General features: G+C 60.8%; 13 protein-coding genes. 7 read left to right on the forward strand and 6 right to left on the reverse strand.

The window, feature by feature from the left end; all coding sequences use genetic code 11:
• Positions 1-29: 29 nt before the first annotated feature.
• Both CAF63_RS14515 and CAF63_RS14520 read right to left on the reverse strand, forming a co-directional pair.
• Positions 30-959, reverse strand: a complete 930-nt coding sequence (locus CAF63_RS14515; protein ID WP_085685815.1) for a DUF4880 domain-containing protein — start codon at positions 957-959, stop codon at positions 30-32.
• Complete coding sequence (locus CAF63_RS14520) at positions 956-1444, reverse strand: sigma-70 family RNA polymerase sigma factor (RefSeq protein WP_085685851.1); 489 nt, start codon at positions 1442-1444, stop codon at positions 956-958. The genes CAF63_RS14515 and CAF63_RS14520 overlap by 4 nt, the downstream gene beginning before the upstream one ends.
• 175 nt (positions 1445-1619) lie before the next feature.
• On the opposite strand from CAF63_RS14520, the gene CAF63_RS14525 reads away from it, so the two are divergent.
• From CAF63_RS14525 to CAF63_RS14550, 6 genes are all read left to right on the forward strand, one after another.
• A complete protein-coding gene (locus CAF63_RS14525; RefSeq protein WP_085685817.1) occupies positions 1620-1925 on the forward strand; it encodes a DUF3649 domain-containing protein in 306 nt (101 codons plus the stop codon).
• Positions 1922-3511 (forward strand): PepSY domain-containing protein, encoded by a 1590-nt coding sequence (locus tag CAF63_RS14530; protein ID WP_085685819.1) that lies wholly within the window; start codon positions 1922-1924, stop codon positions 3509-3511. The genes CAF63_RS14525 and CAF63_RS14530 overlap by 4 nt, the downstream gene beginning before the upstream one ends.
• Complete coding sequence (locus CAF63_RS14535; RefSeq protein ID WP_085685821.1) at positions 3512-3838, forward strand: DUF3325 domain-containing protein; 327 nt, start codon at positions 3512-3514, stop codon at positions 3836-3838.
• Between the two features lies 1 nt (position 3839).
• Positions 3840-4406, forward strand: coding sequence for an RNA polymerase sigma factor (locus tag CAF63_RS14540; RefSeq protein WP_085685823.1), 567 nt, complete (start codon positions 3840-3842; stop codon positions 4404-4406).
• Complete coding sequence (locus CAF63_RS14545; protein ID WP_085685825.1) at positions 4403-5392, forward strand: FecR family protein; 990 nt, start codon at positions 4403-4405, stop codon at positions 5390-5392. Before CAF63_RS14540 ends, CAF63_RS14545 begins: the two co-directional genes overlap by 4 nt.
• A 198-nt stretch (positions 5393-5590) precedes the next feature.
• Complete coding sequence (locus tag CAF63_RS14550; protein ID WP_085685827.1) at positions 5591-8020, forward strand: TonB-dependent receptor; 2430 nt, start codon at positions 5591-5593, stop codon at positions 8018-8020.
• On the opposite strand, the gene CAF63_RS14555 is transcribed toward CAF63_RS14550, so the two are convergent.
• A complete protein-coding gene (locus CAF63_RS14555; protein WP_085685829.1) occupies positions 8021-8896 on the reverse strand; it encodes an AraC family transcriptional regulator in 876 nt (291 codons plus the stop codon).
• Positions 8897-9035: 139 nt separating this feature from the next.
• Between CAF63_RS14555 and CAF63_RS14560 the strand changes: the two genes are divergently transcribed.
• A complete protein-coding gene (locus tag CAF63_RS14560) occupies positions 9036-9938 on the forward strand; it encodes a DMT family transporter (protein ID WP_085685831.1) in 903 nt (300 codons plus the stop codon).
• A gap of 28 nt (positions 9939-9966) precedes the next feature.
• Here the strand turns inward: CAF63_RS14560 and CAF63_RS14565 are convergent, their stop codons facing one another.
• The 3 genes from CAF63_RS14565 to CAF63_RS28895 form a co-directional block, all read right to left on the reverse strand.
• Positions 9967-10476: a DUF2165 family protein gene (locus CAF63_RS14565; RefSeq protein ID WP_085685833.1), complete on the reverse strand. Its 510-nt coding sequence runs from the start codon at positions 10474-10476 to the stop codon at positions 9967-9969.
• A 149-nt stretch (positions 10477-10625) separates the two neighbouring features.
• The gene (locus CAF63_RS14570) at positions 10626-11600 is read right to left on the reverse strand and encodes a D-glycerate dehydrogenase (RefSeq protein ID WP_085685835.1); all 975 of its coding nucleotides are present in this window, start codon (positions 11598-11600) and stop codon (positions 10626-10628) included.
• A 338-nt stretch (positions 11601-11938) separates the two neighbouring features.
• A partial coding sequence (locus CAF63_RS28895) for a hypothetical protein (RefSeq protein WP_218191768.1) occupies positions 11939-12134 on the reverse strand: 196 nt, incomplete at its 5' end.

The following is a 12134-nucleotide window of genomic DNA, read 5'->3' on the forward strand; positions in this document are numbered from 1 at the left end:
CTGGATTCCCACGCAGAGCGTGGGAACGATCAAACCTTGGCTTCGACCGTCACCCAGTAGCGGGTAAAACGCTTCACTTTCACTGGCAGGCTGATTTCCAGCAGATCGAGAATGCGCTCGCTGTCGTCCAGTGGATAAGTCCCGGAAATCAGCAAGTCAGCCACTTTCGCATCGCAATTGAGCTGCCCGCGACGGTAGCGGCCGAGTTCGTCGAGGAAGTCGGCCAGGCGCATGTGCGCCGCCACCAGCATGCCGTCGGCCCAGGCGCCGCTGTTGGCGTCCAGCGATTTTGCCGCACTGACGCCGGTGGTGCTGAAACTCAGTTGTCGGGCGACCGGCAGCAGCATCGGCGCGCGACCTTGTGCGCTCAGTTCGACCCGACCTTCAAACAGTGCAATCTGCGTACGATCGGCAAACTGCCGCACGTTTATTCGCGCGCCTTGGGTTTTCAGCAGGCCTTGGGCGGTTTGCACGTCGAAGGATTGAGTGGCCGTCAGCAGCATTTCGCCTTCGAGCAGACGGATCAAGCCATCGCCCCGGACATCCGCCGCACTCGCGGTGTTGAGCTGCAACTGGCCGCCGGCGCCAAGCGAGATCTTGCGGCGTTGACCGATCGGGCTGCGGTAATCGGCCAGCAACGACGGCAACGGATTGTGCTCGCGCATCCCCCAGGTGACCGCCGAGCCGGCGCCGAGAATCAGCAACAGCTTCAGCGCCTGACGACGGCTGCCGGACTTCGGCGCATTCAGCGCGGCGTGGGCCAGTGGCGACGACAACCCGCGCAACCGCGAATTGACCCGCTGAATGTGTTCCCACGCGCGGCGGTGTTCGCTGTGGGCGTCGATCCATTGCTGCCAGGCTTGTTGCTGGCGCGGATTCAGCGGGCCCTGCTGCATTTCCAGCAACCAGTGCACTGCCTGTTCGGCGACCTGCGCGGAAAAATCCATCGGTGGATTCACAGGGCGAAGTAGCAGCGCATCGCCGCTTTATTCAGGTGACGTTTGACCGTGGCCACGGAAATGCCCAGTTCGGCGGCGATCTGCGGATAGGTCAGGCCATCGACCTGCGCCAGCAGAAATGCGCGTTTGACGGCGCGTGGCAGACCGTCGAGCAACTGATCCAGCTCCATCAGGGTTTGCAGGATGATCGCTTTCTCTTCTTCCGAAGGCGCGACCATTTCCGGCATCTGCGCGAGGGCGTCGAGGTAGGCTCGCTCCAGATCCTGACGGCGGTAATGATTGAAGAGTACGCGCTTGGCCAGGGTGGTGAGGAATGCGCGCGGCTCGATGATCACTGGCGGTTCGCGTGCGGTCAGCACCCGGATGAAGGTGTCCTGAGCCAGATCTGCGGCACTGTCCGGGCAGCCGAGTTTGCGCCGCAGCCAGCCGGTGAGCCAGCTGTGGTGGGCCTGATAGAGCGATTCGACAGGATGGGCGGACGACAACGGCATCACTCCGGGCGCATGCGGGATGCGTTAGAGAACAAGAATGGTTCGCATTGTAGGGTCGTGGATGCCTCCCGGCAATCAGACTCTTTTGCGTATGAGAATATTTATCATTAATATTGCTCGCCTGTCGTTCGGCGTGTTGGCCGGGCGTTAACCGTTTCAGGGTCGAAACATGAAAGCCAAACTCGCCGCACTTCCCATGTCCTATCGTCTGGCCGTCACTTCGCGGGTGCTCGCGGCGGTGTTTGGCGGCTATCTGGTCGCGGCGCTAGCCAGTGTCACGCTGACCCTGTGGCTGCCGCTGAACCGCGCCGAAGCGGTCATCACCGGCATGACTGTCTCGTTTCTGGTGTATCTGGTGGCGGTACTCTGGTGTTTCGCCTGTCGCACGGCGTGGTCGGCGTGGGTCGGTCTGCTGGTGCCTAGCGTGATCCTGGCGACCGTTTCCGGGGCTGCGCGCGGTCTGGGTCTGGCATGAAAGAAGGTTTCCGGCAGGCGATGGCCTGGCTGCACACCTGGACCGGCCTTGTATTTGGCTGGCTGTTGTTCGCGATTTTCCTGACCGGAACCCTGGCCTATTTCAAGGATGAAACCACTCACTGGATGCAGCCGGAAATCCACGCGCACCCATTAGATGCCGAAAAAAGCCTGACGCTGGCCCAGCAGTATCTGCAACAAAACGCCCCCGACGCTTCGCGCTGGATCATTGGCCTGCCCGACGCCCGCGATCCCGGTCTGAGCGTGGGCTGGCAGCAGACGCCAGCCAAACCGGGCGAACGCGGCGCATTCACTCGCAAGACCCTCGACGCGCAGACCGGCGCCGAAGTGCAGCCCCGGGAAAGCATGGGCGGCGAGTTCTTCTACCGCTTCCATTTCCAGCTGCAAATGCCTTATCCGTGGGGCCGCTGGCTCTCGACTATCGCCGCGATGGTGATGTTCGTCGCGCTGATCACCGGGATCATCACCCACAAGAAAATCTTCAAGGACTTCTTCACCTTCCGCCCGCGCAAGGGCCAGCGTTCGTGGCTCGACGGGCACAACGCGGTGGGTGTGCTGGTGCTGCCGTTTCATCTGATGATCACCTACAGCAGTCTGGTGATCTTCATGTCGATGGTGATGCCGGCGAGCATCCTTGCCTCTTATGGCAACAACGCCCGGGCGTTTTACGACGAGGTGTTTCCAGAGTCCCGCATTCCTGAACGTGCCAATCAGCCCGCGACACTGGCCCCCATGGCGCCTCAGTTGCTGGCGGCCAGCGAGCAATGGTCGGGCGGGCATGTCGGGCGCATCAGCGTGTTCAATCCGGGAGATGCCAACGCGTCCGTGGTGATGTCCCGCGCGGGCTCCGACCGTGTGGTGACCGACTCCGGCAGCGCCGTGACTTTCAACGGTGTCAGCGGGCAGGTCATCGGCACGACACCTGATCAGCCGATGGCGATGGCAGTTGCCGGCAGTTTCTACGGCTTGCACATGGGCCACTTTGCCGGGCCGGTGTTGCGCTGGCTGTATTTCATCTGTGGCCTGGTGGGCACGGCGATGATCGGCACCGGGCTGGTGATCTGGCTCGGCAAGCGTCAACTCAAACACGCCAAAACCGGCGTGATGCCTTTCGAGTTACGACTGGTAGAAGTCTTGAACATCGCCAGCATGGCCGGGCTGGTGGCTGCGGTCGCCGTGTTCTTCTGGGCCAATCGCCTGCTACCGGTGAGTCTGGGCGGGCGTGACGACTGGGAGGTGAATGCGTTCTTCATCGCCTGGGGTTTGAGCGTGGTGCATGCGATGTTGCGGCCAGGGCGAAAGGCCTGGGTCGAACAGCTGTCGCTGGGAGCAACACTGTTTGTAGCAGTGCCGCTTCTCAATGGTTTGACCTCTGCGTATCACCTCGGCGTGACAGTGCCCGAAGGCGACTGGGCCTTGGCCGGTTTCGACCTGACGTGTCTGGGCTGCGGTCTCTTTCTCGCCTGGGCCGCGCGGAAAATGCAGCGTGCCGGGCACGTCGTCAGCGTGAAAAAGCCTGCCCGCGAAAAGGCTCGGCCAATCACCCTCGAGCAAGGGGCGAACTGAATGCTGTTGGCGTTATTGCTCTGCTATTGCGCTTTCACATCGCTGTGTCTGGCGATGCCCCGGCATCATGAAGAGTTGCTGGGTCACAAACCTTCGGTTCGCCGTCGGCAAGGTCTGAAACTTGCGGGCTGGCTGTTGCTGGGGCTTTCGCTCTGGGCGGCGGTTTCCATCAAGGGCTGGAGTTTTGGCCTCGTCGACTGGTGCGCGGTGTTGATGCTCAGTGCGTTGACGCTGGTGCTCTTGTTGCCCTATCGCCCACGTCTGGCATTGACTATGGCCGGGCTGAGCCTGCTCGCCAGCCCGGTCGCTGCGTGGGCCTTGAACTGACATGCTGATCGGTCATCCTCCCGAACACCGCGACGACGAACCCCATGGCGCCCGTGCGCATTTTCTTCAGGTGTTCCTGTCCCAGCGTTCGCAGATGGAAGCGCTGGTGAACCGGCGCGTCGGTTGCCGAGCGACGGCGGCGGATCTGGTGCAGGACCTGTTCGTGCGTTTCTGGCGTCGGCCGCTGGTGCAGGTCGAAGAGCTCAGCACTTATCTGTTGCGTTGTGCCGGCAATATCGCCATCGATCATTTGCGCAGTGAAGGCGCGCGGGTGCGGGTCAACGAAGGCTGGCAACTGGATGAGCCGGGCAGCAGCGCCAGCGAACCGCAGGCGGCGCTCGAAGCGGGCAACGATTTGCGCCACGTCGAAGCGGCGTTGCGTGCGTTGCCCGAACGCACGCGGCAGATCTTTTTGCTCAATCGCATCCACGGGCGCAAGTACGCCGAAATCGCCAAAGCCATGGGCCTGTCCCAAAGCGCTGTGGAAAAACATATGATGCGCGCCCTCGAGGCCTGCAAGGCCAGCCTGCGCGAACCCGCGCCACGCCTGCCAGGGAAAGCACCGTGAACAACACCGACCGCGTCATCCCGACGCCCGCTCAGGAACAGGCCGCTTTCGCCTGGCTGAGCCTGCTGCACGACAGCCCGAGCACCGGTGATCAACTGACCTTCAGCCAGTGGCTGCACGCTGACCCGGCCCACGCCGAGGCCTATGCCCAGGCGCAAGTGGTGTGGGAATTGAGCGAAGGGCCGGCGCGCACCTTGGCCGATGAAGATGCGCTGGCATTGCAGGGTTTGCTTGATGCGATGGACCGGCCGCGCCGTCCGCAGGTCCGACGTTGGGCCGGTGCATTGGCCATGGCGGCCTGCCTGTTGTTGATGATCAGCCTCGGCAGCGGCTGGCAGCCGCAGCGCTGGATCGATGACCTTGGCGCCGATTACGTGTCGGCGCCGGGCGAGATCCGTACCGTGACCCTGGCCGATCAATCGCAGGTAACGCTGGACGCCGACAGCGCCATCGCCGTGGATTTCAGTCATGGCGAGCGGCATGTGCAATTGCGCCGCGGCGCCGGATTTTTCAGCGTGACTCACACCGGTGATCCTTTTGTGGTCGAGGCCGAGAAGGGCCAGGCGCGGGTGCTCGGCACGCAGTTCGAAGTGCGCCTGCAACCTCATGGCGCACAAGTCACCGTGCTGTCAGGACGCGTCGGTGTGACGGCGGCGCGTGATGCCGGGCAGCAGATTCTCACCGCCGGCCAACAAGTGGCGTACGGCGCAGGCAGCGCAGAAAAACTGCATGCCGTGGACAGCGAAGCGCAACTGGCGTGGCGCCAAGGCTGGCTGACTTACTACAAGTCGACACTGGCCGATGTGGTGCAGGATCTTCGCCGCTATTACCCCGGACGGATCGTGTTGCTCAACGACGAACTGGGCGCGCGAAAGGTCAGCGGCAGCTTTCCGAGCAAGGATCCACAAGCCGTGCTGAATTCGCTGCAAGGGGTTCTCGGATTCGAGCAGCATCAAGTGCTAGGGCATCTGATAATTCTTCGCTGACGTTGCTGGCCCCTTCGCGAGCAAGCTCGCTCCCACGGGAGTGCATTCCAAGGTGGGAGCGAGCTTGCTCGCGAAGGCGTCGGCAGCGACAACGAAATATTTTCAACTTTGTGGTGAGGTAAACCCGGACGCCATCCGTGTAGTGACTGAAACTGCGAGTCATTCGCATCCGTTGCGGTTCTACACAGGTCATGAGCAATGAAGTCCAGGGCAAAATCGGGTTCGGTCAAACAGTGGTTAGGCGTTTCGGCCTTGAGTTTTTCGGCATTGGCCCTGTTGCCGATGAGCGTGGCAATCGCCGCTGAATCCGTCAGCAGTCAGCCACAAAAGCAGTTCAGTTTTTCCCTGGCCGCCAAGCCATTGCCTCAGTCCCTGAGCGATTTCAGCCATGTCACCGGACAGAGCGTGGTCTACACCGATGAAGCGCCTTACGGCCTGACCGCTCCAGCGGTCAACGGCCAGATGAGTGCTGAACAGGCGCTGCAACGTCTGCTCACAGGCTCGGGCCTGACTTTCCGCCGCACCGACAGGCATACCCTGGCGCTCGAACCGCAACCGACCGCAGGCGCATTGAACCTTGGCGCGACCACCATCACCTCGGTGGTCAACCAGCCGATGAGCTACCAGCCACCGGAAACCAGTTCGGTAATGCGTTCTTCCGCTTCGCTTCAGGAAATCCCCCAGACCGTCAACGTGATCCCGGCCCAGGTCATTCGCGATCAGGCACCGCGCAATCTCGATGACGCGCTGGCCAACGTCAGCGGCATCACCCAGGGCAACACCTTGGGCAGCACCCAGGATTCGGTGATGACCCGCGGCTTCGGCGACAACCGCAACGGCTCGATCATGCGCGACGGCATGCCGGTGGTGCAGGGCCGTGGCATGAACGCCACCGTGGATCGCGTCGAAGTGCTCAAGGGCCCGGCCTCGCTGCTCTACGGGATTCAGGACCCGGGCGGCGTGGTCAACATGGTCAGCAAGAAGCCTGAACTGACCCAGTACAACGCGCTGACCCTGCGCGGCTCGACCTACGGCGACGGCAAGAATGGCAGCGGTGGCTCGTTCGACAGCACCGGTGCGCTGGGGGATTCCGGTCTCGCCTATCGCATGGTGCTGGACCACGAAGACGAAGATTACTGGCGCAACTTCGGCACCCACCGCGAAACCCTGATCGCGCCGTCGCTGGCCTGGTACGGCGAGCGCACCAAGTTGTTGTTCGCCTACGAGCACCGTGAATTCCTGACCCCATTCGATCGTGGAACCCTGATCGACCCACGCACCAACCATCCGCTGGACATCTCGCGCAACGAGCGTCTCGACGAGAAATTCAACGACATGGAAGGGCGCTCGGATCTCTATCACTTCGAGGCTGACCATGAACTCAACGATGACTGGAAAGCCCATTTCGGCTACAGCTGGAACCGCGAAACCTACGACGCCAGCCAGGTCCGCGTGACCGCGATCGACACCAAAAAAGGCACCCTGACCCGCAGTATGGACGGCACCCAGGGCGCGATCAGCACCGACCGTTTCACCACCGCCAGTCTCGAAGGCAAGGTCAACGTGCTGGGCATGCAGCATGACCTGGTGTTCGGCGTCGACGACGAGTACCGCAAGATCTATCGTGCCGATCTGATCCGCCAGAAAAGCCTGAGCACCTTCAGCTACGTCAACCCGGTCTACGGCCGCGAAGTCGAAGGCACCACGGTCAGCCCGGCGGACAGTGCACAGACCGATCTGCTGCGCAGCGATTCGGTGTTCCTGCAGGACTCGATTCACCTCAATGACCAGTGGATTCTGGTGGCCGGCGGGCGCTTCCAGGAGTACGACCAGTACGCCGGCAAAGGCGTGCCGTTCAAGGCCAACACCGACAGCAACGGCCAGAAGTGGGTGCCGCGCGCAGGTCTGGTGTATCGCTACACCGACGCGTTGTCGTTCTACGGCAGCTACACCGAATCGTTCAAACCCAACTCTACCATCGCCCCGCTCAGCGGCAGCAGCACCGTGCTCGACGGCAGCATCGCGCCGGAAGAAGCCAAGTCCTGGGAGCTGGGCGCACGCCTGGATATGCCCGGACGAATCACCGGCAACATCGCCCTGTTCGACATCAAGAAACGCAACGTGCTGGTGGCCAACGCCGAAGGCCCAACCACGATCTACAGCGCCGCCGGTGAAGTGCGTTCCCGTGGTCTTGAGGTCGATCTGACCGGCCAGCTCAGCGACCGCTGGAGCATGATCGGCAGCTATGCCTACACCGACGCCGAGGTCACGGAAGACCCGGACTACAAAGGCAACAAGCTGCAAAACGTGGCGAAGAATACCGGCTCCCTGTCGGCGGTCTACGACTTCGGCAGCGTGATCGGTGGCGATCAACTTCGGGTCGGCGCCGGTGCGCGGTATGTCGGTGAACGAGCGGGTAACGCGGTCAACGATTTCGACCTGCCGAGCTACACCGTGGCCGATGCGTTCGCCACTTACGACACCAAGGTTGAAGGGCAGAAGGTCAAGTTCCAGCTCAACGTGAAGAACCTGTTCGATCGCACTTGCTACACCTCGGCGGCCAGCCGTTTCTTCGTGTCGATGGGCGATTCGCGGCAGATCTCGTTGTCGAGCACGCTGGAGTTCTGATCAGCGCAAAAACGCCTGGCGATACTCGCCGGGCGTTCCGCCCAGCACCTGGCGAAAGCGGTTGGTGAAGTGGCTGGCACTGGCAAACCCGCACGCCAGGGCAATCTCCCCCAACGGCAACGCCGTCCCGCGCAACAACTCCCGTGCCCGGCCCAAACGTCGCGCCAGCACGTACTGATGTGGCGGCAAGCCAAAGCTCACCCGGAACATCCGCGCAAAGTGGTATTCCGACAACGCACACAATCCCGCCAATTGCCCGAGGCTGATCGGCTCGGCCAATTGGCTATCGATGAACTCCACCAGTTGCCGGCGTTGATGCGGCGCCAGCCCACCCTTCAGACGCAAGCCCTGACGCACGCCAACTTGACTCAGCAAGGTATGGCTGATCAGTTCGTGGGCCAGGCTGCTGGTCAGCAGACGCTCGCCGGGCTCGTCCCAGTTCAGGGTCAGTAACTGGCGAAACCGTTGGGCCTGTTGTGGATCTTCCAGAAAAGTCTGCTCGCGCAACTGCATTTCCCGAGGCTCGCGATCCAGCAGCGTGACGCACCCCAGGGCAAATTGTTCAGCGCTGAAATACAGGTGGGCCAAGCGAATGTCGCCATTGATCACCCAACCCGATTCGTGGTCGGCCGGCAGGATGCACAGCTTGTCCGGGCCGCCCTTGTGGCCGGGTTCGCCACGGCGGAAGGTGCCGGTGCCGCCGGCGATGTAGCAGGAGAGTGTGTGATGGCTCGGCGCTTCGTATTCCTGGGCGTCGTGGTGGTTGGTCCACAAAGCTGCAGACAGGCCGTCACCCAACTCGGCGCTGTGCACAAGGCGTGCATTGGGCGAATTGTTGAGGGCTTGAAAGACTTGCAGGGTATCGATGGCGGCCATGATCGGTTCTCTTCAACGCCTTGCATCCTACTCCGTAGATTTCGCGCTGCCAGCCTGCGCGCCGACAAAAGCGCAAGTTTATGCAAGCGAGGGCCGAGGGCGCGGGCGGACACTGAAACCCAATCGAGGAGTGTCTGCCATGAACCTGTCGTTGTATCTGTTGACCGTGCTGATCTGGGGCACCACCTGGATCGCCCTTAAGTGGCAACTGGGCGTGGTGGCGATTCCGGTGTCGATCGTCTATCGCTTTGGCCTGGCCGCGCTGGTGTTGTTTGCTCTGTTGCTGCTCAGCCGTCGCCTGCAACCGATGAACCGGCGCGGGCATCTGATCTGCGTGGCGCAGGGCTTGTGCCTGTTCTGCGTCAACTTCATGTGTTTCCTGACCGCCAGCCAATGGATTCCCAGCGGTCTGGTGGCGGTGGTGTTCTCTACCGCAACGTTGTGGAACGCGCTGAATGCGCGGGTGTTCTTCGGCCAACGTATCGCGCGCAATGTGCTGATGGGCGGGGCACTAGGATTGTTTGGCCTGGGCCTGTTGTTCTGGCCGGAACTGGCCGGGCATCACGCCAGTCCGCAAACCTTGCTCGGCCTTGGCCTGGCACTCTGCGGCACCCTGTGTTTCTCGGCGGGCAACATGTTGTCGAGCCTGCAACAGAAGGCCGGTCTCAAGCCGTTGACCACCAATGCCTGGGGCATGGCCTATGGCGCGGCGATGCTGTCGGTGTGGTGTCTGGTCAAAGGCATTCCGTTCGAGATGGAATGGACGTCACGCTACATCGGCGCGCTGCTGTATCTGGTCATCCCCGGATCGGTAATCGGTTTCACCGCCTACCTTACGCTGGTCGGGCGTATGGGCCCGGAACGCGCTGCATATTGCACGGTGCTGTTCCCGGTGGTCGCGCTGAACGTCTCAGCGTTTGCCGAGGGCTACCAGTGGACCGCGCCGGCATTGGTGGGGCTGGTGCTGGTGATGCTGGGTAATGTGTTGGTGTTTCGCAAACCCGGGGTTTCGGGTATTCCGAAACATGGAAAGCTGGCCTGACAATGATTGACTATCGAGCGCTGGTTATTCAGCGTTCGTTCTTCAATGTTATGAATATCAGCACCGGTAATATGAAATCGACAATGTGTCGTGCCCAGTCCTTTGCGTTCCATGTTTGCGATGTGTCCATGTCGAACCATTCAACGCCGACGGTCTGCAGGCAAACGTAATAGGTAAAAATTGCGATCAATATACCGATGATCGAAAATTTTTTTGCCTCATGAAACTCTGCTGCGGAATCATTGATTTTACGATAGAGATGATAAGTTCCGATCAGGCAGTAAGCTGTGAAAATCGCTTCCGTAGTGATGATGAACCAATAGATTCGGTGGTGCAGTATGGGCGACTCGATGGCCCTGTAACGGATGTTTTCGTTGATTCGAGTAGTGTCCATGCTCAAAATGTGTGCGACATATTCATAGTTTGAATTGTAGTCGGTGACGTTGTGGAACATTACCAGCAGGCCAAATAAGCTGAAGCAGGCCATCAGGTATATTTTGCTGTAGCGGATTAGTTGGTCGGTATTTTTGATGTTCAAGTTTTTGTTATCCGGATTGTTTGTGAATTACTTGTTCTCTCCGGAAAGTTTATAGAGCGGCTGTTTTTTTTGTTTGTGTGTTGATTTGCAAGGTATGTAATGGAACAGGTAACTATCGGGCAAGTGCTCTGCAGCACTTGCCCGATTTTTTATCCGCGCCAGACCTGCGGGTTTACCAGATTCTGTGGGCGCTCGCCGAGCAGGGCGCTGCGCAGGTTGGCCAGCGCGCGATTGGCCATGGCTTCGCGGGTTTCGTGGGTGGCGGAGCCGATGTGCGGCAGGGTCACGGCGTTTTTCAGCTGGAACAGCGGCGACTCGGCCAGCGGTTCCTTTTCGTAGACGTCCAGACCTGCGCCGCGAATGCGGTTGTTCTGCAATGCTTCGATCAGCGCCGGTTCGTCGACGACCGGGCCACGGGAGATGTTCACCAGAATCGCGTCCGGCTTCATCAGCGCCAGTTCCCGGTGGCTGATCAGGTGGCGGGTCTTGTCGCTGAGTGGCACGACCAGACACACAAAATCCGCTTCGGCCAGCAACTGATCCAGGCTGCGGAATTGCGCACCGAGTTCTTGTTCCAGTGCGGTCTTGCGGCTGTTGCCGCTGTAGAGGATTGGCATGTTGAAACCCAGGCGCCCGCGACGGGCGACGGCGGCGCCGATGTTGCCCATGCCGACGATGCCCAGGGTCTTGCCATGTACGTCGCAACCGAATAGCGGTGCGCCGACGCTTGCCTGCCATTGGCCGGCTTTGGTCCAGGCGTCCAGTTCGGCGACGCGGCGGGCGCTGCTCATGATCAGGGCGAAGGCCAGGTCAGCGGTGCTTTCGGTGAGGACGTCCGGGGTGTTGGTGAGCATGATCCCGCGTTCGTTGAAGTAGGCGAGGTCGTAGTTGTCGTAGCCGACGGAGACGCTGGAGACCACTTCAAGTCTGGTGGCGGTTTCCAGTTGGGCCTTGCCGAGTTTGCGACCGACGCCGATCAAGCCGTGGGCGTGGGGCAGGGCTTCGTTGAACTGGGCGTTGATGTCGCCGTTTTTCGGGTTGGGGACGATGACGTCGAAGTCCTGTTGCAGGCGTTCGATCATGGGGGGGGTGATGCGGCTGAAGGCCAGGACTGTTTTTTTCATTGGCATTGGGCTCGGCTTTGGGCTTGATGCCAAGCAAGCTAACATTTTCTGTTTGGGGTTGTCTTGGCGGCCTCTGGGCCGACCATGTTTTGGGTTGGTTTGGGTGAATATCCGTTTCTGCGGGTGTGCCCGCTGGCGGTTTCGCCCTTACGGCGAGTCCCTTTTTCAAACGCCAAAAAGGAACCAAAAGGCTTGGCCCCTGCGTTCGGCACCTCGCTGTGGCTCGGTGTTCCTTCGTTCCGGGATTGATCCGGGGGCATCGCCTACGGTTTGCTTCGCTGCACCTCCTCTCGATGTGTTTGGCTTCGCCAAACGGTCGCTGCGCTCCCACCCCCGGATCAATCCCTCCACTCAGCCTGCCGAAGGGGCGGCACGTCAAAAGCTTTACTCGAGCTAACGCTCATCGTTTTGAGTGGTGGGAAGCGAACAGCGAACAGCGGAAAGCGGAAAGCGGAAAGCGGAAAGCGGAAAGCGGAAAGCGGAAAGCGGAAAGCGGAAAGCGGAAAGCGGAAAGCGGAAAGCGGAAAGCGGAAA

Source organism: Pseudomonas sp. B20(2017), from assembly GCF_002113125.1.
GTDB lineage: Bacteria > Pseudomonadota > Gammaproteobacteria > Pseudomonadales > Pseudomonadaceae > Aquipseudomonas.

Coding starts and splice junctions, on each gene's coding strand:
- CAF63_RS14570 (WP_085685835.1), bottom strand. CDS start 11,600: ATGAAAAAAACAGTCCTGGCCTTCAGCCGCATCACCCCCCCCATGATC.
- CAF63_RS14555 (WP_085685829.1), bottom strand. CDS start 8,896: ATGGCCGCCATCGATACCCTGCAAGTCTTTCAAGCCCTCAACAATTCG.
- CAF63_RS14560 (WP_085685831.1), top strand. CDS start 9,036: ATGAACCTGTCGTTGTATCTGTTGACCGTGCTGATCTGGGGCACCACC.
- CAF63_RS14525 (WP_085685817.1), top strand. CDS start 1,620: ATGAAAGCCAAACTCGCCGCACTTCCCATGTCCTATCGTCTGGCCGTC.
- CAF63_RS14530 (WP_085685819.1), top strand. CDS start 1,922: ATGAAAGAAGGTTTCCGGCAGGCGATGGCCTGGCTGCACACCTGGACC.
- CAF63_RS14535 (WP_085685821.1), top strand. CDS start 3,512: ATGCTGTTGGCGTTATTGCTCTGCTATTGCGCTTTCACATCGCTGTGT.
- CAF63_RS14540 (WP_085685823.1), top strand. CDS start 3,840: ATGCTGATCGGTCATCCTCCCGAACACCGCGACGACGAACCCCATGGC.
- CAF63_RS14550 (WP_085685827.1), top strand. CDS start 5,591: ATGAAGTCCAGGGCAAAATCGGGTTCGGTCAAACAGTGGTTAGGCGTT.